A 23,461-nucleotide genomic window follows, 5' to 3' on the forward strand; every position below is an offset into this window, starting at 1 on the left:
GACGTCGGCGGCCTTCGGGTGGCAGTGGGGCATTGCGGTGAGACATGGTGGGACATTCTTCTTGCTGAGCTGTTGAATCGGCCGGGCAAGCGGATCAGGGCGGAGTTCTTCTCGTAGGCCAGCGCTTTGGGCGCAAGGGAATTAGGTGAACCACCTGTCGAGCGCATCCGGTAATCCCGCGGTTGAGCCGTCCGCCACCCAGGCGACGTAGCCATCAGGCCGGACCAGCACTGCATCCGGCGCCGCCACTTCGCCGATGACCGGGAGCTCCCACGCTCCGCTGTAATGCACGTCGAACGTCGACACTTGGTCTGACCAGGGCGTGATGTCGAAGTCCCATGGTTGGCCACCGAACTTCAGCAGGACGCCATGGGACTGGTGCAGGAGGGTGAACACCCGAGTGGGACGGGACGGGGTCTGTAGGTCTAGGTCTGGCACGCGGCGGCCGAGCAGCGGGTGCCCGTCGCCGAGGTCGTAACGGATATCCAGCCCGCACATCATGGCGGCAATTCGGGTACGGGGTTCGCGCATGGTGAGCAGCTCGGCCATGGTGTCCCGGAGGGCATCGATGCGTTCCCCAGGTCCATTGAGCGCGGTTTGGGCCATGGTGTTGTGCAGCACGCGCCCGGCGACGGGATGCCGTTCAGCGTGATAGCTGTCGAGGAGTTCTCCAGGCGCTGCGTTACGCGCGACTCGCGCGAGTTTCCAGCCCAGGTTAACCGCGTCCTGGATCCCGGTGTTGAGGCCTTGCCCACCGATCGGGAAATGGATGTGCCCGGCGTCGCCAGCCAACAGCACGCGCCCGGCTCGGTAGGTCGCAGCGTGGCGCGTAGTGTCGGTGAACCGGGAAATCCATGTGGCACTGCGTAATCCGTAATCTGTTCCGCGTGCAGCAATGAGCGCCTCGCTGAGGTCGGTCAGGGTGGGTTCGGCGGTGTTTCCGACCTGCGGTTCGGTCACCATTACCCGCACGGTCTCTTCGCCGTCGAAGGTGAAGAACGAGTGGAACCCGCCGTGTCGATGCAGACCCCAAGGCGGCTCGTCGGTCAGGCGAACGTCGGCGACCAGGCAACTGGTCGAGGGTTCCCATCCGGGGAAGTCGATACCGGCCCTTTTCCGGACCACGCTGCGGCCCCCGTCGCACCCGACCAGGTATCCGGCCCGCAGCGTGGTCCCGTCCGACACGATGGCGTTGACGCCGGAGTCGTCTTGGGTGAAGCCGGTGACCTCACAGCCGTAGTGAACGGGCACACCCAGTTCGGCGATCCAGTCGGCAAGGATCGTTTCGACGCGGTACTGCAACAGTGCGAGCCCGTAATTGTGCCGGGTCGGCAGATCGGAGACGTCGTAGAACAGCCCTGCGTAGTGGCTGTTTTGGCCGATGGTGCCCTCGTCGAGGAATCGATCGGCAATGCCGCGTTGATCGAGCACCTCAATCGTGCGCGGCGTCATGCCACCTGCACGCGAACCCACCAGGTCACGACCGGTTCGACGCTCCATCACGGCAACGTCAGCTCCCGCTAGCGCCAGTTCGCCGGCCAGCATCAGACCCGTCGGACCCGCACCTGCGATCACTACCTGGTGCTCTGCCATCCCGCCCCCATCTGGTAAACAATGTTTACCAAGACGAAGTTAGGGGTCAGGCGACCGCTCTGTCAACAAAACCGCTCTACGCTGGCCTGCGATGGTCAAGCGTGGATTAACTCGTGACGCGTTGGTGGCGCTCGCTCACGAATACGTGGGCGCCAACGGGTTGGATGCGCTGACGATGCGGCGGCTGGCGGCAACTGCCGAAGTCACTCCGGGAGCGTTGTACAAGCACTTTCGGGATCGCAAAGACCTGCAGCGGGCGATGGCTGACGCGATTTACGCCACCATCGACCTCTCCGACATCGACACCGCTGTCCCATCAGTCAAACAGGTGAAGACCTGCTGCGGGCGTATGCGCCGTGCGATGCTGGCATTTCGGGACGGCGGACGCATCATCGCCGGCTCCTATGCCCCCTTGGCCGCGACGCTCAACCTGTCGGCAACGCTGATGGCACTGCTGCAAGCGGTCACCGCACCCGAATACCCCCCAGGCCAGCTTGCAGCCCTATTACGCTCCTACACAACCGGATTCGTGATCGACGAACAGGCCTTCCTTGAGCTCAAAGGCACAGACGAGTGGGACTCGCTGGTACAGCAGGTCGCCGACAGTGGCGACCGTCGGCCTGCCGAGGCCGATGACCTCATCGCAATACTGACCGGCGACCGCGACCGGCGATTCAACACCGGACTCGACATGATCCTCACTGGACTCGTCCGAGCCAGTCCAGCCCCGCCAAACTAACCGAGGGCCACGCGCCTATCCGTTCGATAAGGCATATCCCGGCCTGCGGCCGGGAGCGACGCGCTGCCGTCAACAACCCCTGCCCCGCAACACCTAGCCCATCATCTGCCGTATCGCCGCGCCAACGCTTGGCGATCCACTTTGCCGATGCCGCGCAGCGGCAGCGCATCGACGACGTGCAGCTCGCGTGGCGCCGCTGTTACGTCCAACGTGCTAACCACGTGGGCACGCAAGTCCTCCAATGCCGGTGCGGCACAACCCTCGGCCACCAGCACCGCGACGGCCACCCGTTGACCCAGTCGATTGTCGGCGACTCCGAACACCGCACAGTCGGCGACAGCGGGATGCGTGCGCAGCGCGGCCTCCACTGGCTGTGGCAACACGGTCGATCCGCCGGTGCTGATCGCCTCGTCCGCTCGGCCGAGCACCCGAAGTTCCCCCGAATCATCCAGTGCGCCAATGTCGTCGGTGCGAAACCAGCCGCGCTCGGCAAACGGGTCGGGATCCGGTGGGTTGCGATAGCCGTTGGCCAGCGTCGCGCCGCCGATCATGATGCGACCATCAGGTTCCACTCGCAGCCGTACCCCGTCGAGCGGCATACCGTCGTAAACACACCCGCCGGCGGTCTCGCTCATGCCGTAGGTGCGGACCACGGCGATGCCTGCGGCAGCAGCTGACTCCAGCACCGGCGGCGGCGCAGGCCCGCCGCCGATGAGAACAGCATCCAATGCAGCCAGCGCGGCGGTGGCCGCCGGATCGGCCAACGCTTTGGCCAGCTGCGCGGCGACCAGCGACGTGTAACGCCGCCCCGAGCCGAGACGCTCGACGGCAGAAGGCAACTGGGAGATATCGAACCCAGCGGAGACGTCGAGTTCGACCGGCTCGGTCCCGGCCACCAGGCTGCGCACCAGCACCTGCACGCCGGCAATGTGATACGGCGGCAACGCCAGCAGCCAGCGGCCCGAGCCGCCCAGACGCGCATGGGTGGCCGAGGCGCTGGCGGTCAGCGCCGCAGCGGTCAGCAGCGCACCCTTGGGCGCACCGGTGGTTCCCGACGTCGTCACCACCAGCGCGACGTCGTCGTCGATCTGCTCGCCAACTCCCAGCCCCGGCGCGTCGGAAGCCGAAGCGGGCATCGGCAGCAGCGTCGAAACACCGCCGGACAGAACAGCTTCCAGCGCTGGCATCAGTGTGCGCACCGCAGTACCTGGCGGGACGGCAAGTGCGCGCAGGACGGCTATTCGCGCTCCTCGCGGACGTCGTCGAACGGCCAACCCTTGGCGGCCAAGCGTTCCCGCACCCGCTCGATATCCTCGGGGGCGGGCAAGTTGTCGGTGAACTGGGTAATCACCACGCCGATGTCGATCTGATCGAAGTCGCCACGCTGCATCAGTTCACTGGCCACCGCTTTGACCTCGTCGTTGGTCAACCGCCGGGACAGCAGTGCCAGCAACGGGATGTAGTCGGTTTGCGGCACGCCGTCGGGATACCCCGCGCGCAACCAGGTGACGATCGAACTGAGGAATCGGTTCACACTCCGTCACCTCCCCCGCTACGCATAACTGGGCAACGAATCCGAGCTTACGTGGGTTTGGCGCCGAGGATGAACCAGCCGGTGTGGTGTCCGATGAAGTCACGCGCGATGAACAACACGCCGATTACGACCGCCGCCAGCACGACGGCGTACATCGTCCAGCTCAGCGCGACCAGTGCGGGACGTTTCCGGGTGACGGCGTCGCCGCTGATGCCGGCGCCGGCGGCGCCGAGCCGCACGCCGAGCGCAAACATTGCCGGCAGCGCAGCACCGACCAGCAATCCGAAGACCAGGATCTTCAGGGTCGCGGCATAGTTGAACCAGGTACTCACGACGCGTACAGACGTGGGGTGGACTGAGGGCGGTCGGCCGGCGTGGCGGCGTCGAGTTCGTGGACCTCCCCGTTGACGTGGGCAGCCTGTGCGTTGGGGGAGTCCAGCCCGGCCGTGAGGTTGCCGGCCCATTCACTGTTGACGTTGGTGTGGTCGACGCGCACCTTGCGCGACTGCAGCCAGATGGCCAGCGATACCGCCGACAGCAGCGTGAAGCCGACGATCACACCCAGGTAGCCGCCGATGCTGTGCACCAGCAGGTAGGTGACGGCGCCGACGATGCCGGCCGACGGCAGCGTCACCCCCCAGGCGGTGGCCATCCGGCCGGCCACGCCCCAGCGCACCTCGGCGCCGGGTTTGCCGACACCACTGCCCAACACGGAACCGGTGACCACCTGGGTGGTGGACAGCGCATACCCGAAGTGGGCGGACAGCAAGATGATTGCGGCCGAGGATGATTCAGCCGACATGCCTTGCGGCGGCTTGATCTCGACCAAGCCCTTACCCAGGGTGCGGATGATCCGCCAGCCGCCGAAGTAGGTTCCCGCGGCCATCGCCAGCGCACAGCACACGATGACCCACAGCGGCGGCAGGGTGGCGCTCTTGCTGACGGCGCCGTAGGACATCAGCGCCAGGAAGATCACACCCATCGTCTTCTGCGCGTCGTTGGTGCCGTGGGCCAGCGACACCAGGCCCGCCGAGAACACCTGGCCGCGACGGAAGCTGCGTTCGCTGCGCTTTTCCGGAACACGGCGGACCAGACGGTAGACCAGCCAGGTGCCGACTGCTCCGACCACCGTGGCCAGCACCGAGGCCACCACCGCGGGGATCACGACCCGCGAAACGACCCCGGTCCAGATCACCCCGTGCCCGCCGACTGCGGCGATCATTGCCCCGACAATGCCGCCCACCAGCGCGTGCGAGGAGCTGGACGGTATCCCGAGCAGCCACGTCAGCAGATTCCACACGATCCCACCGACCAGACCCGCGAACACCAGTTCCAAGGTCACCAGGTGAGCGTCGACCAGATCTTTGGCGATCGTTGCCGCGACGGCGGTCGACAAAAACGCGCCGACCAGGTTCAACACCGCCGATAGAGTCACCGCGGCCTTAGGCGTCAGTGCTCCGCTGGCAATTGAGGTCGCCATCGCGTTGCCGGTGTCGTGAAACCCATTGGTGAAGTCGAACGCGAGTGCCGTGATCACCACGATGATCAGGAGGAACAACTCAAGGTTCACGGGGCCAATTCTGCTGGCCGGGGGGTTCGAATGTCGAACAAGTCAGCCCCTGAAACGCGGGTGATTCTGACTAGTTGCCAGATGTTTGCCCGCGGTTAACCTTCGGTTCCGCGACGTTCACCTCGGGTGTCGCGGCGCAGCGGATGGTCGCCGGGTATTTCGACGAAGATCAGTGTCACGCCGTCGGGATCTGTGACGTGCATCTCGTGCAGCCCCCAGGATTCGCGACGGGCTTCCCGGGCGATCGGCACGCTCCTGCTCTCGAGCTCGGCCTGAGTGGCGCGGACGTCGCGCACTTGCAGCCACAGCGCTCCGGGAAACGGCCCAGCCGCCTGCTCGGGCGCGCCGTGACCGGCCAGCTCGATCAACGACTGGCCGGCGTAAAACACCGTGCCCGCGCCGTATTCGCGGGCGATCGCCAACCCGAGCTGGTCCCGGTAGAAGCTCAGCGACCGCTGATAGTCCGCCGGCCGGAACAGCACCCGGCTGGCCAGTATCTCCATGTCATCGTGTCTATCACGCCGATCCGGTGTCCCGCCGTTTCATCAGCGTGGTGACCCCGAACGGGCTTGCGATGTCAAGCGCCTTGATCGCCAGCGCCATGCGCGGCGCAATCCGGACCGGCCGGCTGCGCGCGGCGGTGATCATCCAGTCGCCCGCCTCGTCGGCGGTCAGTCCCGGTCGTTTGGCGAAGGCTTTCGTCGGCGCCACCATCGGCGTGTGCACCAGCGGGTAGTACAGCGTGGTCGACTGCACACCCTTCGGGCTCCATTCCGTCTCGATCACCCGGCTCACCGCGGACAGCGCCGCCTTCGACGCGTTGTAGACCGAGAACAACGGTGACGCCTCGCTGAACACGCCCCAGGTGGCGACGTTGATGATGTGGCCGTCGCCGCGCTCGAGCATTCCGGGCGCGATCCCGCGGATCAGCCGCAGCGGCGAGTAGTAGTTGAGCACCATGGTCCGCTCGACGTCGTGCCAGCGTTCCAGCGACTCGGCCAACGGGCGTCGGATGGACCGACCGGCGTTGTTGACCAGGATGTCTACTCCGCCGAGGCGCTGCTCGACGTCGGCGACCAGCGCGTCGACGGCCTCCATATTCGACAGGTCGCACGGGATCGCCAGGGCGGAGCCGCCCGCTTTGGTGATGCGTTCGACGACGGCGTCGAGGAGTTCTTTGCGGCGGGCGACGGCGACCACGGTGGCGCCGCGCCGGGCGAACTTTTCCGCGGCGCTCTCGCCGATCCCCGACGATGCGCCGGTGAGCAGCACCCGTTTGCCGTCCAGTTCGACCGGCTTGGCCGCCGGCTGGTAGAGGCGCAGTTGCGGCGCGATGGGCGGCCGCATGGCGGTCAGCGCGATCTGCTCGGTGATACGACGTAATGGGCTCTTGCTCACGTCGCGAGTCTAGGTGGCGGCCATCGGTCAGAAATATCGCGGGAAGCGACTCCAATCGGGTGGACGCTTTTCCAAAAAGGCGTCGCGGCCTTCGACGGCCTCGTCGGTCATGTAGGCCAACCGGGTGGCTTCGCCGGCGAACAGCTGCTGGCCCACCAGGCCGTCGTCGAGCAAGTTGAACGCGTATTTGAGCATCCGTTGCGCCTGAGGCGATTTCGCGTTGATTTCGGCTGCCCACTGCATGCCGGTGGCTTCCAATTCGGCGTGGTCGACGACGGCGTTGACCGCGCCCATCGCATGCATCTGCTCGGCGGTGTAGTCGCGGCCCAAAAAGAAGATCTCGCGCGCGAACTTCTGGCCCACCTGGCGGGCGAGATACGCGCTGCCGAAGCCCCCGTCGAAGCTGCCGACGTCGGCGTCGGTCTGCTTGAACCGGGCATGCTCACGGCTGGCCAGGGTGAGGTCGCACACCACGTGCAGGCTGTGCCCGCCGCCGGCCGCCCACCCGTTGACCAGGCAGATGACGATCTTGGGCATGAACCGGATCAGCCGCTGCACTTCGAGGATGTGCAGCCGCCCGGCGCGGGCCGCGTCGACGGTGTCGGCGGTCTCACCCGAGGCGTACTGGTAGCCGCTGCGTCCGCGGATGCGCTGATCCCCGCCGGAGCAGAACGCCCAGCCGCCGTCTTTGGGTGACGGCCCGTTCCCGGTCAACAACACCACGCCGACGTCCGGGGACATCCGGGCGCGATCCAAGACGCGGTAGAGCTCGTCGACGGTATGCGGCCGAAACGCGTTGCGTACCTCCGGCCGGTCGAACGCCACCCGCACGGTGGCGTCATTGACGTGGCGGTGATAGGTGATATCGGTCAGCTCGGCAAAGCCGTCGACCGTCTGCCAAACGTCTGGGTCAAAGGGATTGTCGCTCAAGGCTGTTGGGCTCCTAGTAGGTCCAGGCGAAACACCGGGCAAATCCCGGCCAGCGCCTCGAATTCTTCCGGGCGGCCGTCGGTGACCAGTCCGGAGCGTTTCAGGAAGCCGACGCCAGTGGGCACCTCGATTGGCCAGATCCGCAGCAGCGGCCGTGCCTCGTCGGCGGAAAGCTCGACGACTCGTACTCGTTCACGCCGTCGACCGCGGGACACCGTGGCTTCGGCGGCGGCGCGAACGTTGGCCACCCAATCGGCTCCCGGGAATCCGCCGACGATGTACTCCTTGTCGTCGACGGTCATCGGGGTGACCGGTGTCGAACGAGGCTGTCCCGATTTGCGTCCCGCCACCGTCAACACCACCGGGCTCTCGCCGCCGAATCGCAAACCCAGCCGCGACATCCGGATGAACAGCTTGTTCATCGGCTTGAGCCACCACGGCGGCTTGAGCGCGTCCGCTTTAGCCATGGCTGCCACAGTAGTGCGCGAGTGTGAAACCAGTTTCACGTTGGGTCGCGAGCGTGAACCTAACTTCACGCTCGGCGATAAGAGCCGTCAGCCGACGGCTCGGCCGGCGCCCTCCCAGAACTGTGCGCGCACCGCCTTCTTGTCGGGCTTGCCCAGCCCGGTCAACGGCAACGCCTCGACGACGACCACCCGCTTGGGCGATTGCACCGATCCCTTGCGGTCCTTGACTGCGGCCTGGATTTCGGCGGTCATCGCCGCGACCGCGTTGTCGTCAGACGGTGCGTCGGAGCGCAGCACCACCACCGCGGTGACGGCCTCGCCCCACTTGTCGTCGGGCGACCCGACCACGCACACCTGCGCGATGGCCGGATGCTCGGCCACGACGTCTTCGACCTCCCGCGGGAACACATTGAACCCGCCGGTGACGATCATGTCCTTGACCCGGTCGACGATGTAGTAGAAGCCGTCCTCGTCCTCGCGGGCCATGTCACCGGTGTGCAGCCAACCGTCGCGGAACGTGTCGGCCGTCGCCTCCGGCAGGTTCCAGTAGCCGCCGGCCAAAAGTGGTCCGCTGACACAGATTTCGCCCACTTCGCCCTGCGGCACCGGGTTGCCGTCCAGGTCCAGCAGCGCAGTGCGGGCAAACAGCGTCGGCCGGCCGCAGGACGTCAGCCGCTTCTCGTCGTGATCGGCCTTACCCAGATACGTGATCACCATCGGCGCTTCGGACTGCCCGTAGTACTGCGCGAAGATCGGCCCGAACCGCCGAATCGCCTCGGCCAGCCGCACCGGGTTGATCGCCGAGGCGCCGTAGTAGACGGTCTCCAGCGACGACAGGTCGCGGGTGTGCGAATCCGGGTGGTCCATCAGCGCGTACAGCATCGACGGCACCAGCATGGTCGCCGTGATCCGTTGCTCCTCAATGATTCTCAGTACTTCGGCGGGATCGAACTTGCCGAGCACGATCATCTCGCCGCCCTTGACCACCGTCGGGATGAAGAACGCCGCACCGGCATGCGAGAGCGGGGTGCACATCAAAAACCGTGGATGGTCGGGCCATTCCCATTCGGCCAGCTGCACCGACGTCATCGTGCTGATCGACTGCGCGGTGCCCATCACGCCCTTGGGCTTGCCGGTGGTCCCGCCGGTGTAGGTCAAGCCGATCACCTGGTCCGGTGGCAGGTCGGCGGCCACCAACGGACGTGGCTCGTACTTGTCCGCCTCGGCCGACAAGTCGACCGCCACGTGCTTCAACGCATCCGGCACCGGGCCGATGGTCAGAATCTGCTTGAGCGAGTCCACCCGCTCCAACAGACCGACCGCGCGCTCGACGAACATCGGGTTGGGGTCAATGATCAGCGAGCTGATACCCGCGTCGGACAGCACATAGGCGTGGTCGTCCAGCGAACCCAGCGGGTGCAGCGCGGTGCGCCGGTAGCCCCGAGCCTGGCCGGCGCCGATGATCATCAACACCTCGGGCCGGTTGAGTGACAGCAATCCGACCGCGGCGCCGGTGCCGGCGCCCAGCGCCTCGAAGGCCTGGATGTACTGGCTGACCTTGCCGGCCAGCTGGCCGCCGGTCAGCGTGGTGTCGCCGAGGAACAGCACCGGCTTGTCGCGATGGCGCTTGAGCGCGCCCACCAGCAGGTGGCCGTTGTGGGTCGGGTTGCGCAGCAGGTCGTCGGTCATGACCCCAAGACTAGAACGTGTTACAGAAAGAGCCGAGCCCCCTCCTCCACCCTGATATCACATGCGCCATCATGTCCTAGGAGGGCCGCATGGTCGGCGCGGCAGCTCGTCCGCGGCCATCTGTCCATTAATATCGCCGCGTATGGCCGTCGCTGACCTTGTCATCACCGGCACGGTGCTCACCGTCGATGAGGCGCGGCCCACCGCTGAGGCGGTAGCTGTCGCCGACGGCCGAATCATTGCCGTTGGCAGCCGGGCGCACGTCGACGGGCTCATCGGCCCCGACACCCAAACCATGGACGTCGGCGACGGCTGCGTGATGCCGGGATTCGTCGAGGCACATGGACATCCGCTGATGGAGGCCGTCGCGCTGTCCGACCGTCTCGTCGACATCCGGCCTGTCACAATCCGCGACGCCGACGCCGTCGTCGACGCCATCCGACGGGAGACCGCCCAGCGGGGCGCGGCCGGCGCGTACCTCAACGGGTGGGATCCGCTGCTGCAGCCCGGACTTCCCGAGCCCACGCTGGGCTGGCTCGACGACATCGCGCCCAACGGGCCGCTGGTGATCATGCACAACTCCGGACACAAGGCCTTTTTCAACTCGCACGCCGCACAACGTGCCGGCCTGACACGGGATACTCTGGATCCCAAGGGCGCCAAGTACGGTCGCGACGCTAACGGCGAGCTTGATGGCACCGCCGAAGAAACCGGCGCGGTTTTCCCGCTGCTGGGCGGCGCCATCGAACCCGGCGACTACCCGGGGATGCTGCTGGCCGAGTGCGCCCGGCTCAATCGCGCCGGGCTGACCACCTGCTCAGAGATGGCGTTCGATCCGGCGTTTCGGCCCGTGGTCGACCAACTGCGCGGGAACCTGAGTGTCCGGTTGCGGATGTATGAGATCTCCAACCCGCAGATGTCCACCGATGCGGCGCCCGGCGACGGTGACGACATGGTGCGCCAGGTCGGCATCAAAATCTGGGTGGACGGTTCGCCGTGGATCGGCAATATCGATCTCTCATTTCCGTATCTGGACACTGAGGCCACCCGCACCATCGGCGTAGTGCCCGGGTCGTGCGGGCATGCCAACTACACCCGTGAGCAGCTTGCCGAAATTGTGGGCGCCTACTTCCCGTTGGGCTGGCCGATGGCTTGCCATGTGCAGGGCGACGCGGGAATCGACACCATTCTCGATGTGTACGAGGAAGCGCTGCAACACAATCCGCGCGACGACCATCGGCTGCGGCTCGAACATGTCGGTGCCATCCGGACCGACCAGCTGCAAAGAGCCGCCGCCCTCGGCGTCACCTGCAGCATCTTTGTCGATCAGATCCATTACTGGGGCGACGTCATCGTCGACGGCCTGTTCGGTCCGGAACGTGGATCACGGTGGATGCCGGCCGGTTCGGCAGTGGCCACCGGTATGCGCATCTCGCTGCACAACGACCCGCCGGTCACTCCCGAGGAGCCGCTGCGCAACATCAGCGTCGCCGCGACCCGGGTAGCGCCGAGCGGCCGGGTGCTCGCTCCCGAGGAGCGGTTGACGGTCGAGCAGGCGATCCGCGCGCAGACCATCGACGCCGCCTGGCAGCTGTTCGCCGACGACGTCATCGGCTCACTCGAGGTCGGCAAGTACGCCGACATGGTGGTGCTGTCGGCCGACCCGCGCGCCGTACCGGCTGAGCAGATCGCCGATCTCGATGTGCGGGCAACATTTCTGGCCGGCCGCCAGGTCCACGGCCAGTGATACCTGCGCTCGACGACATTCTCGACCGCCTGCATGTCGTCGCGCTGCCGATGCGAGTTCGCTTCCGCGGCATCACCACTCGTGAAGTCGCGTTGATCGACGGTCCCAAAGGCTGGGGTGAGTTCGGCGCCTTTCCCGAATACGGGCCGGCCGAGGCCGCGCACTGGCTGGCCGCGGCCATCGAGGCCGCCTACCGACAACCGCCCCCACCGCGACGAGACCGCATTCCGATCAACGCCACTGTCCCCGCCGTCGACGCCGCCCAAGTACCCGAGGTGCTGGCGCGGTTTCCGGGCACGACCACCGCCAAGGTCAAGGTCGCCGAGCCCGGGCAGACGTTGGCCGACGACGTTGCGCGCGTCGACGCCGTCCGCGCGTTGATTCCCACCGTGCGGGTCGATGCCAACGGCGGCTGGACCGTCGCACAGGCCGTCGACGCCGCGCAGGCGTTGACCGCCGACGGGCCACTGGAATACCTCGAGCAACCCTGCAGCACCGTCGAAGAACTCGCCGAGCTCAGGCGACGCATCGACGTGCCGATCGCCGCCGACGAAAGCATCCGCAAAGCCGACGATCCGCTCAACGTGGTCCGTGCCAACGCCGCCGACATCGCCGTGCTGAAAGTCGCCCCGCTGGGCGGAGTTTCGAAGATGCTGGACATCGCTGCGCAGATCGACATCCCCGTCGTGGTTTCCAGTGCGTTGGATTCCGCGGTTGGGATCGGCATCGGCCTCACCGCCGCCGCCGCGCTGCCCGAACTGCGCCATGCCTGCGGGCTGGGCACCGGCGGCCTGTTCGTCGACGACGTCGCCGAGCCCGCGATACCGGGGGACGGCTACCTACCGGTCGCAGCGATCACGCCAGACCCGGCGCGGATACCGGCGCTGGCGGCGCCGCCGAAGCGGCGGCAATGGTGGATCGACCGTGTCAGGAGCTGCCACGCAATTTTGAGGTAGCCGGCTACTCTAGGCCGCTGCGGGCCGCCGGGTCGAAACTTCCGGATATGACCGGATTTCGCGTGGGCATCCAGGACGGGATCACCGCCGCGCGCCCAGCAGCCGACACCTTCACCAGAGCTAACTACCTGGCCGCGGTGGTCAGTCGGGTCGACTCGTTTTGGGTGCCCGACCACCTCAACGCGCTGTTTCCCCGAGCGCTGTGGCAGCCGAAGTACGTCGGCGCCACCAAGCTCATGCCGAAGGTGGACGCCTTCCTGGAGCCGTGGACGATGCTCGGGCATATCGCCGCCCGCAACCGCGTCGGCCGCATCCGGCTGGGCACCTCGGTGACCGATACCGGCCGGCGCAATCCGGCGGTCACCGCGCAGGCCGCCGCCACACTGCATCTGCTCACCCGCGGTCGGGCCATCCTGGGTATCGGCACCGGCGAACGGGAAGGCAACGAACCCTACGGGGTGGATTGGTCCAAGCCAGTGGCCCGGTTCGAGGAGGCGATGGCGACGATCCGCGCGCTGTGGGACTCGAACGGCGAACTGGTCAACCGGGATTCGCCGTACTTTCCGCTGCGCAACGCGCTGTTCGATCTGCCGCCGTATCGCGGTAGCTGGCCGCCGATCTGGATCGCCGCACACGGGCCGCGCATGTTGCGCGCGGTCGGCCGCTACGCCGACGGGTTCTATCCCGCGGCCGTGCACCAACCGCAGGAGTACGCGCAGCGGTTGGACGCCGTTCGCGCGGCGGCATCGGATGCGGGACGCGACCCGATGTCGATCGTTCCGGCCATGTGGATGGGCGTCGTCACCGGCCGCAGTGCCGCAGAGGTGGATCAGGGCCTGGAATCCGAAATGATCAAAGCGTGGGCGCTGAACGCAACCGACGCGGTCTTCGCCCGACACGGTGCACAGCACCCGTTGGGGGTCGGCTTCGGCGGTGCACAGGACATCCTGCCCCAGGACTGGGACGAGCAGACCGCGCTGTCCTACATCAAGGGCATTCCGCCGGAAGTCTTGCGCGACACGTTGCTCGCCGGCACGGCCAACGAGATCATCGATCGGGTCGCGGAGTGGCGAGACTGCGGAGTTCGCTACATCGTGCTGGCGCACTTCAGCCCGATGCAGCGCAGCCTGCGCAACGGCTTGGCCGCCAGCGTGCCGTTCTACAAGATCGTCCGAGGGCTCAAGAAGCTTTAGGCGGTGTCCTAATCTGTGGGATACCCGACCTAGACGCCACCATGTCGGTGCTGAACACTGACAGCTATGACCCGCACCGTGGTGTTTTTCAGCTTCCCCGGGATGCAGACGCTGGATCTCGTCGGCCCGCTGGAAGTGTTCGCGACGGCCTCGACGAAGCTCGCGGCGGAAGGCCGTGACGGATACCAGCCGGTGGTGGTGTCGGTCGATGGTCAACCGGTGACGACGAGCTCGGGCCTCGCCGTCGCGACGGCCGAGCTCCCCGACCCTGGCCAACCGGTCGACACCGTCGTGCTGCCCGGCGGCGCCGGCGTTCACAAGGCCCGGGCCAACCCCAAGATCGTCGACTGGATCCGCGCGGTCGCCACCCGCAGCCGGCGGGTGGCCAGCGTCTGCACCGGCGCCTTCTTGGCCGCGCAAGCCGGGCTGCTGGACGACTGCGTCGCCACCACGCACTGGGGGTCGGCCGAGCGGCTGGCAAACGAATTCCCGTCGATCGTCGTCGATCCCGACCCGATCTTCGTGCGCAGTTCCGACAAGGTCTGGACCGCGGCCGGCGTCACCGCGGGCATCGACCTGGCGCTGTCACTGGTCGAAGACGATCACGGCACCGAGATGGCGCAGACGGTGGCCCGCTGGCTGGTGCTCTATCTGCGGCGACCCGGGGGACAGACGCAGTTCGCCGCACCGGTGTGGATGCCGCGCGCCCGGCGACAGCCGATCCGAGACGTTCAGGAGGCCATCGAGGCCGAGCCGGGCGGCGTGCACAGCATCGCGGAGCTGGCCCGCCGAATCGATATGAGCCCAAGGCATTTCACTCGGGTGTTCACCACGGAGGTCGGTGAGTCACCGGGCGCGTATGTTGAACGTGTCCGCACGGAGGCCGCCCGCCGGCAACTCGAGGAAACCGACGACACCGTGGCGGCCATCGCGGCGCGCTGCGGCTTTGGATCCGCAGAGAGCATGCGCCGCAACTTCGTTCGCCGCGTCGGCATCTCGCCGGATCACTATCGCAAGACGTTCGCCTAACCGAGAGGAGCACCATGACGTCAACCCACGAGAAGACCGTGGCGTCCGCCGAAACCACCGACCAGTTCGTCGGGCGGATGGCCGGCGCGATCGACGGCGCCTGCCTGGCGGTTTTGTTGAGCATCGGCCACCAGACCCGTTTGCTCGACGTGCTGGCCGACCTCCCGTCGGCCACCAGCGCCCAGATCGCCGATGCCGCCGGGCTCAACGAACGCTATGTGCGCGAATGGCTGGGCGGCGCTGCGGCCGGGGGAATCGTCGACTATCAGGCTGCTGATGCGACGTACTCCCTGCCGCCCCATCGGGCCGCCGTGCTGACCAAGGCCGCGGGACCGCACAACCTGGCTCGGATGGCGCAAATGATTCCGATGATGGGTGAGGTCGAGCAGAAGATCGTCGGCTGCTTCCACAACGGCGGTGGGCTGCCCTACAGCGAGTACCCGCGATTCCACGCGCTGATGGCCGAGGAGAGCGGCGCCCGGTTCGACGCGGCATTGATCGATGTGATCGTGCCGTTGGTCGACGGCCTGCCGGAGCGGTTACGCGAAGGTGCCGACGTGGCCGACTTCGCCTGCGGCAGCGGCCATGCCATCAATGTGATGGCGCAGGCGTTTCCGGCGAGCCGGTTCACCGGCCTGGACTTCTCCGACGAAGGTGTCGCCGCGGCCACCGAAGAAGCCAAGCGCCTGGGCCTGTCGAACGCCACCTTCGAGCGTCGTGACCTGACCGAGCTCGACCTCGCCGACGCCTACGACGTCATCACGGTGTTCGACGCGATCCACGACCAGGCCCACCCGGCGCCGGTGTTGGCCAACATCTATCGCGCGCTGCGACCCGGGGGAGTGTTCCTGATGGCCGACGTCAACGCGTCGAGCCAACTCGAAGACAACATCGGCGTCCCGTTCGCCCCGTTCCTCTACACGATTTCGACGATGCACTGCATGACGGTGTCGCTGGCGCATGGCGGCGTCGGGCTCGGCACCGCGTGGGGGCAACAGCTGGCTAAAGCGATGCTCGCCGATGCCGGATTCGCTGACGTGCGGACCGCGGAGATCGACGACGATCCGCTCAACATCTACTACATCGCAGGGAAGTAGGAGCTCATGCAGATCGCTATCGTGCTTTATCCGGGCTTCACCGCACTGGACTTCATCGGACCCTACGAAGTGCTGCGCTGGCTGCCCAAAGCCGAGGTGCGCTTCGTCTGGCACGAGCCGGGCCCGATCACCGCGGACTCCAATGTTCTCGTCGTTGGCGCCACGCACTCGTTCGCCGAAACCCCTTCTCCAGACGTGGTTTTGGTGCCGGGTGGCATGACCTCGGTCGAGCATTCCCGCGACGAGGCGCTGTTGAGCTGGCTGCGCAAGGCGCACGAAACCACGACCTGGACGACGTCGGTGTGCTCCGGCTCGATCATCCTGGCCGCCGCCGGATTGCTGACCGGCCAGCGTGCGACCTCGCACTGGATGGCGCTGAGCGCCTTGAAGGCCCTCGGGGCCATTCCAGTCAGCGACGAGCGGATCGTGCCAGTCGGCAAGGTGGTCACCTGCGCGGGGGTCTCGGCGGGCATCGACCTGGCGTTGTGGCTGGCCGGGCAACTCGGCGGCGAAGGCCGCGCCAAGGCCATCCAGCTGTCGATGGAGTACGACCCGCAGCCGCCGTTCGACTCCGGGCACATGTCCAAGGCGTCGGCGTCGACCAAGGCCGCGGCGAGCGCGCTGATGGCCACCGAGCTGGTCAAACCGGCACAGCTCAAGGCCGCCACGCTGCTGATGTGGGACCGCGCGCTGAACATGGCCCGCACAGCCCGTAAACGGAAGCTTGTACCGTCCATGAGGTGACCAACCTTGCTTACGACGACCGCGGCAGCGGTGAGCCGGTCCTGTTCATCGCCGGCAGCGGCGGGGCGGGACGCGGCTGGCACCTGCATCAGGTCCCCGCGTTCCTGGCGGCCGGCTACCGCGTCATTACCTTCGACAACCGCGGAATCGGCGCGACGGAGAACGCCAGCGGCTTCACCACCCAGACCATGGTCGCCGACACGGCGGCGCTGATCGAGAGCCTCAATGTGGCCCCGGCCCGCATCGTCGGGGTGTCGATGGGCGCCTACATCGCTCAGGAGCTGATGGTGTCCCGGCCCGATCTGGTCAGCAAGGCGGTGCTGATGGCCACCCGCGGCCGGTTGGACCGCGCCCGGCAATTCTTCCGGACCGCCGAAGAGGACCTAATCAAGTCGGAGACCCGGCTGCCACCGATCTACGACGCCAAAGTACGCATGCTGGAAAGCTTTTCACCCAAAACACTCAACGATGACAAGGCCGTGGCCGAGTGGATCGACATCTTTACCATGTGGCCGATCAAGTCCACCCCGGGCCTGCGTTGTCAGCTCGACGTCTCGCCGCGGAACAACCGGCTGCCGGCCTACCAGAGCATCACCGCGCCGGTCCTGGTGATCGGGTTCGCCGACGACATCGTGACGCCGCCGCATCTGGGCCGCGAGGTCGCCGATGCCATCCCCAACGGCCGCTACCTGCAGATCCCCGATGCGGGTCATCTGGGGTTCCTGGAGCGGCCGGAGACCGTCAACGCCGCGATCCTGCAGTTCCTCGCTGGCATCGCCGCCTGAGGCTGATAGCTACGCTGTACTGGTGAATCCCTCGACGGCACAGGCCCGCGTCGTCGTCGACGAACTGATTCGCGGCGGCGTCCGCGACGTGGTGCTGTGCCCGGGCTCCCGCAACGCCCCCCTGGCCTTCGCCCTGCAGGACGCCGACCAGGCCGGCCAGCTGCGATTGCATGTCCGCATCGACGAGCGCACCGCCGGCTATCTGGCCATCGGGCTGGCCGTCGCCGGGGACGCGCCGGTCTGCGTCGCGATGACGTCGGGCACCGCGGTGGCCAACCTCGGGCCCGCGGTGGTGGAGGCCAACTACGCGCGGGTGCCGCTGATCGTGCTCTCGGCCAACCGGCCCTACGAGCTGCTCGGCACCGGCGCCAACCAGACCATGGAGCAGCTGGGCTACTTCGGCACCCAGGTCCGCGCCACCATCAGCCTCGGGTTGGCCGAGGATGCACCCGAGCAGATGGATGCGCTCAACGCCACCTGGCGGTCGGCCACCTGCCGAGTCCTGGTGGCCGCCACCGGCGCTCGCACCGCCAATGCCGGACCGGTCCAGTTCGACATTCCGCTGCGCGAGCCGCTGGTTCCCGATCGCGGCACCGCACCGACCCCGCCGGGCCGGCCGGACGGCAAACCCTGGACGCACACTCCGCCGGTCAGTTTCGACCAGCCGCTGGACATCGACCTGAATGCCGACACCGTCATCATCGCCGGGCACGGCGCCGGCGTACACCCCAACCTGGCGGCGCTGCCGACCGTCGCCGAACCGACGGCGCCGCCGGTGGCCAACCCGCTGCATCCGCTGGCCTTGCGGCTACTGCACCCCCAGCAGGTGATCATGCTGGGCCGGCCCACCCTGCACCGGCCGGTGTCGGCGCTGCTGGCTGACCCGTCGGTGCCGGTCTACGCGCTGACCACCGGGCCGCGCTGGCCCGATGTGTCGGGCAACTCGCAGGCGAACGGTACCCGGGCGATCACCACCGGCGAGCCGAGTCCGGCCTGGCTGCAGCGCTGCGCCGAGCTCAACCGGCACGCGGTGGACGCGGTGCGCGGTCAACTCGCCGTGCACCCGCTGACCACCGGTTTGCATGTGGCCGCCGCCGTCGCCGACGCGTTGCGGCCCGGCGACCAGCTGGTGCTGGGCGCCTCCAATCCGGTGCGCGACGCGGCGCTGGTCGGACTCGGGGACGCGGAGCGTCACAAATACATCAAAGTGCGGTCCAACCGCGGCGTCGCCGGCATCGACGGCACGGTGTCGACGGCGATCGGCGCCGCGCTGGCCCACGAGCGCGCCGGCGGGCGCACCGTCGCGCTGATCGGCGACCTGACCTTCGTGCACGACAGCTCCGGGCTGCTGATCGGCCCCACCGAGCCGGTGCCGCGGCAGCTGACCATCGTGGTGTCCAACGACAACGGCGGCGGCATCTTCGAACTGCTCGAGCAGGGCGATCCGCGGTTTTCCGACGTGTCCTCCCGCATCTTCGGCACCCCGCACGACGTCGACGTCGGCGCGCTGTGTCGCGCCTATCACGTCGACTCCCGGCAGATCGAGGTCGACCAACTCGGCGCGGCTCTCGACGAGCCGGCCGCCGGCCTGCGGGTGCTGGAAGTCAAGGCCGACCGGTCGTCGCTGCGGCAGCTGCATGCCGCCATCAAGGCTGCCTTGTGAAGCGTCTAAAGACGTTGGCGCACATCCTGATCCACGGTCGCGCCGACTCCGCCCCGGACACCCAGGCCCGACGCCTGCTGCGCTGGATGCGAATCGCCGTCCTGGTCGCGGTCGTGCTGGTCACCTTGCAGTCGGTGTTGTTGGTGGCCGGCGCCTTGCGCAACGACCTGTCGATCCAAAACGACATGGGCGTGGCGCAGGCTGAGGTGCTCAGCGCCGGGCCCCGGCGCTCCACCATCGAGTTCGTCACGCCCGACCGGATCACCTATCGTCCCGAGCTCGGGGTGCTCTACCCGTCGGAATTGGCCACCGGCATGCGGATTTACGTCGAATACGACAAGAGGAATCCGAATCTGGTGCGAGTGCAGCACCGCACCGCGATGCTGGCGATCATCCCGGCCGGCTCGATTGCAGTGGTGGGCTGGCTGATCGCGGCCGCCGCACTCGCTGGTCTGGCGCTGCTGGAGAAGCGGCTGGACCCTCAGCCGAACAGCTTGTCGAGCCAGTCTGGATCCTGAATATCGACAACACTTTTGGTGTTCAGGTTGTAAACCGTGGGGGTGCCGGGTTCAGGTGTCGCCGCATTGAGGCGTGCCTTGTTGGCGGCATTGACCGCGCCGGTGTCGACGGTGTTGTCGCCGGCCGCGATCCGCTGGGCCACCGGCTCGGGCACTCCGCTTTCACGGGCCATCGCCGCAATGTCGTTGTTGTTGGGGCCGTCGGTGCTTTGGTGGCGGTAAAGGTCTTGCACGAACGCCTGATACGCGGTTGATGAAGTCGTCGGGTCGGCTGCCGCAAACAGCGCAGTGGTCATGCGTGCGGACGCGTCATTGTGGTGTTTGTCGTCGAGGAAGGTCAGCCAGCGATACGTGACCGCCAGCCGACCGTTGCCGATCTCGCCGGCAATCCGGTCACCATCCGTCGACTCCAACTCCGCGCAGTGCGGGCATTGCGGTTCGCAGAAGATCTCCAACTGCACTGGCGCGACAAGAGACCCGACCATGATTCCGTCGCCGTCGCTGGTGCGCGGAACGTCGGCATGCGCGGTGCCGACTGTGACCAACCACACCGCCGCCATCACTACGCCAAGCCAGCGCCGCATCCGTTAACCCCCTTGCACCAGATTTCGCACACCGTATGCTCGCCGGCAACCTTATCGACAGCCGGCGCTGCCACGGTAATGGTGTGCGCGTCGCCATCGTCGCAGAATCGTTTCTCCCGCACGTCAACGGTGTCAGCAACTCGGTGGTCCGCATCCTCGAGCATTTGCGCCGCACTGGTCACGAGGCTCTGGTCATCGCCCCCGACACTCCGTCCGGGCAGCCGCCCGCCGAGCGGATTCACGACGGCATTCGGGTACACCGGGCGCCGTCGCGGATGTTTCCCAAGGTGACGTCGCTGCCGTTGGGCGTGCCGCTGCCGCGGATGCTGCGGGTGCTGCGGGGGTTCGAACCCGACCTGGTGCACCTGGCGTCACCGGCGCTGCTCGGCTACGGGGGGCTGCGCGCGGCACGCCGCCTGGGGGTGCCGACGGTGGCGGTATTCCAAACCGATGTCGCGGGTTTCGCCTCGGCCTATGGAGTTGGTGCGGCGTCGCGGGCAGTGTGGGCGTGGACCCGTCACCTGCACGGGCTCGCCGACCGGACGCTGGCGCCATCTACTTCTGCCATGGAAGACCTTGTTGCCCAGGGCATCCCACGGGTACATCGCTGGGCGCGGGGAGTCGACGTGACGGGGTTTGTGCCGTCGGCACGGGACGAGGGGTTGCGCCGGCGGTGGTCGCCCGAGGGTAAGCCGATCGTCGGCTTCGTCGGCCGGCTGGCCCCGGAGAAGCACGTCGAGCGGTTGGCTGATCTGGCGCTCGACAGCGGTGTGCAGCTGGTCATCGTCGGCGACGGGGTCGATCGGCCCAAGCTGCAATCCGCCATGCCCACTGCGGTTTTCACCGGCGCGCTGTATGGCGACGAGCTCGTCGCGGCGTACGCCAGCATGGACGTCTTCGTGCATCCCGGCGAGCACGAGACGTTCGGGCAAACCGTGCAGGAAGCGCTGGCGTCGGGGCTGCCGGTGATCGCCCCCGACGCCGGCGGCCCGCGCGACCTGGTGGTGCCGTGTCGGACCGGACTGCTGCTGCCCGTTGACGAATTCGAGGTGAGGTTGCCCGCCGCCGTCGCGCATCTGCTCGACGAGCGGCCGCGCTATTCGCTGGCCGCCCGCCGCAGTGTGCTCGATCGTTCCTGGCCGGCCATCTGCGACGAGCTGCTCGAGCACTACGAGGCGGTGCTGGGGACGCGACGAGCAGCGGCGGCCTGACCGGGTAGCGTCGGGCCGGTGAGCCGCGCCACCTTGGACAAGAATCCCCGTGAAGTCGCGTCGATGTTCGACGGCGTTGCCCGCCGCTACGACCTGACCAACACGGTGTTGTCGGCCGGGCAGGACCGCTACTGGCGGCGGGCCACCCGCTCGGCGCTGCGGCTGGCGGCCGGGGAGAAGGTGTTGGACCTGGCCGCCGGTACCGCGGTGTCGACGGTGGAGCTGGCCCGCTCCGGGGCATGGTGCGTGGCGACGGATTTTTCGGTCGGGATGCTGTTGGCCGGGGCCGCGCGCCGGGTGCCGAAGGTCGCCGGTGATGCGACCCGACTGCCGTTCGCCGACAACGTGTTCGACGCGGTCACGATCAGCTTCGGGCTGCGCAATATCGCCGACCGCGAGGCGGCGTTGCGGGAGATGGCCCGCGTCACCCGGCCCGGTGGCCGGCTGGTGGTGTGCGAGTTCTCCACGCCCACCAGTCGCGTGTTCGCCGTGGCGTACAAGGAGTACCTGATGCGGGCGCTGCCGCGAGTGGCTCGCGCGGTGTCGAGCAATCCGGAGGCGTATGTGTATCTGGCCGAGTCGATTCGCGCCTGGCCCGACCAGGCGGCGCTGTCGCACGATATTTCGCGCGCCGGATGGTCGGCGGTGCGCTGGCGCAACCTGACCGGCGGGATCGTCGCCCTACACGCGGCTAGTAAGCCCCCTTCGGCGCGAGCGTGCGTGTCGCCGGCCGACACGCCGAGTTGATAACCGGGGACACGCACGCTCGCGCCAGAGGGGGACAGAACTTAGCAGAAGGGTTTTCGGCGATCGGCCAGCCGCGACAGCACACCGCCGGATCGCCATAGCCGGGCCACCGCGTCGGCGTCGTCGTCGGTGACCAGGTTGCCCATCACCCGTACGGCGATGCTCATCAGCCTCGTCGAGCGCATTGCCAGCGGCCCGGTCGCCGGCAGGAACCGCGGGAACGTCAGCAGCAACGCCAACCGACGGGCCACCGAAAACCCGCGACCGTAGTGGGTCTGCAGCACCTGCGGCCACACCCGCGACAGGTCGCCGGTCCCCAGCAGTTCGGCGGCCAGCCGCCCGGTTTCCAGCCCGTAGTCGATGCCTTCGCCGTTGAGCGGGTTGACGCAGGCCGCCGCGTCGCCGATCAGCATCCAGTTCGGCCCGGCCACCCCCGACACCGCACCGCCCATCGGCAACAGCGCCGACGACACCGCGTGCGGCTGGCCGTCAAACCCCCATTCGTCGCGGCGCAGATCGGTGTAATAGGACATCAGCGGCCGCAGCGCCAGGTCCGCCTGCCGCTTGGACGTCGACAGCGCGCCCACGCCGATATTCACTTCGCCGTTGCCCAGCGGGAAAATCCAGCCGTAGCCGGGCAGCACTGCCCCGTCGGGCGAGCGCAGTTCCAGATGCGACGTCAGCCACGGCTCCTCGCTGCGCGGAGTGGCCAGATACCCGCGGGCGGCGATGCCGTAGACGGTCTCCTGATGCCACCGCCGGCCCAGCACTCGGCCCAGCGTCGAGCGGGCGCCGTCGGCGACCACCAGCTCCCGGCATGTCACCTGTGTGCCGTCGCCCAGCACCACCGACGCTACCCGCCCCACCGAGTCGTGGTGTACACCAACAGCCTTGACGTCCAACAGCATTCGCGCGCCGGACTCCTCGGCAACCTTGCGGATCCGGTCGTCGAGCTCGACCCGGGCCACCGCGCTGCCAGTCGCCGGGAACGACGGGCCCGGCCAGTCCACCTCCACCTCGCCGCCGAACCCGCTCATCCGCAAGCCGCGATGCCGGATGCGGGCATCCAGCCACTCGCCCAGGCCCAGCCTTTCCAGCTCGGCGACCGCGCGGGGGGTCAGCCCGTCACCGCAGGCCTTGTCGCGAGGGAAGCTCGCGGAGTCGATGACCAGCACGTCGCGACCCGCGCGGGCCGCCCAGGCCGCCGCCGCCGATCCGGCCGGTCCGGCGCCCACGACCACCACGTCGGCGTTGCTGCCCATGCTCA

Annotated in this window: 24 protein-coding genes; 12 read left to right on the plus strand and 12 right to left on the minus strand. The window is 67.6% G+C overall.

Going from position 1 to position 23,461, the window contains the following annotated elements; translation table 11 throughout:
* Positions 1 to 141 precede the first annotated feature (141 nt).
* The gene (locus tag AC5Y5W_RS08150; RefSeq protein WP_500010001.1) at positions 142 to 1,593 is read right to left on the minus strand and encodes an FAD-dependent monooxygenase; all 1,452 of its coding nucleotides are present in this window, start codon (positions 1,591 to 1,593) and stop codon (positions 142 to 144) included.
* Between the two features lie 91 nt (positions 1,594 to 1,684).
* Between AC5Y5W_RS08150 and AC5Y5W_RS08155 the strand changes: the two genes are divergently transcribed.
* Positions 1,685 to 2,332, plus strand: a complete 648-nt coding sequence (locus tag AC5Y5W_RS08155) for a TetR/AcrR family transcriptional regulator (RefSeq protein WP_500010000.1) — start codon at positions 1,685 to 1,687, stop codon at positions 2,330 to 2,332.
* A gap of 101 nt (positions 2,333 to 2,433) precedes the next feature.
* On the opposite strand, the gene menE is transcribed toward AC5Y5W_RS08155, so the two are convergent.
* From menE to fadD8, 9 genes are all read right to left on the minus strand, one after another.
* A complete protein-coding gene (gene menE / locus AC5Y5W_RS08160; RefSeq protein ID WP_500010021.1) occupies positions 2,434 to 3,468 on the minus strand; it encodes an o-succinylbenzoate--CoA ligase in 1,035 nt (344 codons plus the stop codon).
* Between the two features lie 101 nt (positions 3,469 to 3,569).
* Complete coding sequence (locus AC5Y5W_RS08165) at positions 3,570 to 3,866, minus strand: DUF3349 domain-containing protein (protein ID WP_499888719.1); 297 nt, start codon at positions 3,864 to 3,866, stop codon at positions 3,570 to 3,572.
* 47 nt (positions 3,867 to 3,913) lie between these two features.
* Positions 3,914 to 4,198, minus strand: a complete 285-nt coding sequence (locus AC5Y5W_RS08170; protein ID WP_499888718.1) for a hypothetical protein — start codon at positions 4,196 to 4,198, stop codon at positions 3,914 to 3,916.
* Complete coding sequence (locus AC5Y5W_RS08175) at positions 4,195 to 5,436, minus strand: inorganic phosphate transporter (protein WP_500009999.1); 1,242 nt, start codon at positions 5,434 to 5,436, stop codon at positions 4,195 to 4,197. Before AC5Y5W_RS08175 ends, AC5Y5W_RS08170 begins: the two co-directional genes overlap by 4 nt.
* Positions 5,437 to 5,531: 95 nt before the next feature.
* A complete protein-coding gene (locus AC5Y5W_RS08180; RefSeq protein WP_500009998.1) occupies positions 5,532 to 5,939 on the minus strand; it encodes a VOC family protein in 408 nt (135 codons plus the stop codon).
* A 13-nt stretch (positions 5,940 to 5,952) separates the two neighbouring features.
* Positions 5,953 to 6,834, minus strand: a complete 882-nt coding sequence (locus AC5Y5W_RS08185) for an SDR family oxidoreductase (RefSeq protein WP_500009997.1) — start codon at positions 6,832 to 6,834, stop codon at positions 5,953 to 5,955.
* A 27-nt stretch (positions 6,835 to 6,861) separates the two neighbouring features.
* On the minus strand, positions 6,862 to 7,764 hold the full coding sequence (locus AC5Y5W_RS08190; protein ID WP_500009996.1) for a 1,4-dihydroxy-2-naphthoyl-CoA synthase: 903 nt from the start codon (positions 7,762 to 7,764) through the stop codon (positions 6,862 to 6,864).
* On the minus strand, positions 7,761 to 8,231 hold the full coding sequence (locus AC5Y5W_RS08195; RefSeq protein ID WP_500009995.1) for a nitroreductase family deazaflavin-dependent oxidoreductase: 471 nt from the start codon (positions 8,229 to 8,231) through the stop codon (positions 7,761 to 7,763). Before AC5Y5W_RS08195 ends, AC5Y5W_RS08190 begins: the two co-directional genes overlap by 4 nt.
* Before the next feature lie 87 nt (positions 8,232 to 8,318).
* Entirely contained in the window at positions 8,319 to 9,920 is a 1,602-nt protein-coding gene (fadD8, locus tag AC5Y5W_RS08200; RefSeq protein WP_500009994.1) for a fatty-acid--CoA ligase FadD8, read from the minus strand.
* Positions 9,921 to 10,062: 142 nt separating this feature from the next.
* Here fadD8 and AC5Y5W_RS08205 point away from each other — a divergent pair, with 142 nt between their 5' ends.
* The 9 genes from AC5Y5W_RS08205 (at position 10,063) to AC5Y5W_RS08245 (ending at position 19,652) form a co-directional block, all read left to right on the plus strand.
* On the plus strand, positions 10,063 to 11,667 hold the full coding sequence (locus tag AC5Y5W_RS08205) for an amidohydrolase (RefSeq protein WP_500009993.1): 1,605 nt from the start codon (positions 10,063 to 10,065) through the stop codon (positions 11,665 to 11,667).
* Entirely contained in the window at positions 11,634 to 12,623 is a 990-nt protein-coding gene (locus AC5Y5W_RS08210; RefSeq protein WP_500010020.1) for an o-succinylbenzoate synthase, read from the plus strand. The genes AC5Y5W_RS08205 and AC5Y5W_RS08210 overlap by 34 nt, the downstream gene beginning before the upstream one ends.
* Positions 12,624 to 12,670: 47 nt before the next feature.
* Entirely contained in the window at positions 12,671 to 13,816 is a 1,146-nt protein-coding gene (locus AC5Y5W_RS08215; protein ID WP_500009992.1) for an LLM class flavin-dependent oxidoreductase, read from the plus strand.
* 66 nt (positions 13,817 to 13,882) lie between these two features.
* A complete protein-coding gene (locus tag AC5Y5W_RS08220; protein WP_500009991.1) occupies positions 13,883 to 14,845 on the plus strand; it encodes a GlxA family transcriptional regulator in 963 nt (320 codons plus the stop codon).
* Between the two features lie 38 nt (positions 14,846 to 14,883).
* Positions 14,884 to 15,942 (plus strand): class I SAM-dependent methyltransferase, encoded by a 1,059-nt coding sequence (locus AC5Y5W_RS08225; protein ID WP_500010019.1) that lies wholly within the window; start codon positions 14,884 to 14,886, stop codon positions 15,940 to 15,942.
* A 6-nt stretch (positions 15,943 to 15,948) separates the two neighbouring features.
* Complete coding sequence (locus tag AC5Y5W_RS08230) at positions 15,949 to 16,686, plus strand: DJ-1/PfpI family protein (protein ID WP_500009990.1); 738 nt, start codon at positions 15,949 to 15,951, stop codon at positions 16,684 to 16,686.
* Positions 16,683 to 17,471, plus strand: a complete 789-nt coding sequence (locus AC5Y5W_RS08235) for an alpha/beta fold hydrolase (RefSeq protein WP_500009989.1) — start codon at positions 16,683 to 16,685, stop codon at positions 17,469 to 17,471. Before AC5Y5W_RS08230 ends, AC5Y5W_RS08235 begins: the two co-directional genes overlap by 4 nt.
* Positions 17,472 to 17,493: 22 nt before the next feature.
* Positions 17,494 to 19,134 carry a 2-succinyl-5-enolpyruvyl-6-hydroxy-3-cyclohexene-1-carboxylic-acid synthase gene (menD, locus tag AC5Y5W_RS08240; RefSeq protein ID WP_500009988.1) on the plus strand — a complete coding sequence of 547 codons (1,641 nt, stop codon included), beginning with the start codon at positions 17,494 to 17,496 and terminating at the stop codon, positions 19,132 to 19,134.
* On the plus strand, positions 19,131 to 19,652 hold the full coding sequence (locus AC5Y5W_RS08245) for a DUF3592 domain-containing protein (protein ID WP_500009987.1): 522 nt from the start codon (positions 19,131 to 19,133) through the stop codon (positions 19,650 to 19,652). Before menD ends, AC5Y5W_RS08245 begins: the two co-directional genes overlap by 4 nt.
* Here AC5Y5W_RS08245 and AC5Y5W_RS08250 read toward each other — a convergent pair.
* The gene (locus tag AC5Y5W_RS08250; protein WP_500009986.1) at positions 19,616 to 20,236 is read right to left on the minus strand and encodes a DsbA family protein; all 621 of its coding nucleotides are present in this window, start codon (positions 20,234 to 20,236) and stop codon (positions 19,616 to 19,618) included. The genes AC5Y5W_RS08245 and AC5Y5W_RS08250 overlap by 37 nt on opposite strands.
* 83 nt (positions 20,237 to 20,319) lie before the next feature.
* On the opposite strand from AC5Y5W_RS08250, the gene AC5Y5W_RS08255 reads away from it, so the two are divergent.
* Both AC5Y5W_RS08255 and AC5Y5W_RS08260 read left to right on the plus strand, forming a co-directional pair.
* The gene (locus AC5Y5W_RS08255; RefSeq protein ID WP_500009985.1) at positions 20,320 to 21,447 is read left to right on the plus strand and encodes a glycosyltransferase family 4 protein; all 1,128 of its coding nucleotides are present in this window, start codon (positions 20,320 to 20,322) and stop codon (positions 21,445 to 21,447) included.
* 18 nt (positions 21,448 to 21,465) lie between these two features.
* On the plus strand, positions 21,466 to 22,194 hold the full coding sequence (locus AC5Y5W_RS08260) for a demethylmenaquinone methyltransferase (RefSeq protein WP_500009984.1): 729 nt from the start codon (positions 21,466 to 21,468) through the stop codon (positions 22,192 to 22,194).
* 41 nt (positions 22,195 to 22,235) lie between these two features.
* Here the strand turns inward: AC5Y5W_RS08260 and menJ are convergent, their stop codons facing one another.
* Complete coding sequence (gene menJ, locus AC5Y5W_RS08265; RefSeq protein WP_500009983.1) at positions 22,236 to 23,456, minus strand: menaquinone reductase MenJ; 1,221 nt, start codon at positions 23,454 to 23,456, stop codon at positions 22,236 to 22,238.
* Positions 23,457 to 23,461: the final 5 nt, after the last annotated feature.

The sequence above is a fragment of the Mycobacterium sp. NGS51 genome (assembly GCF_059812525.1).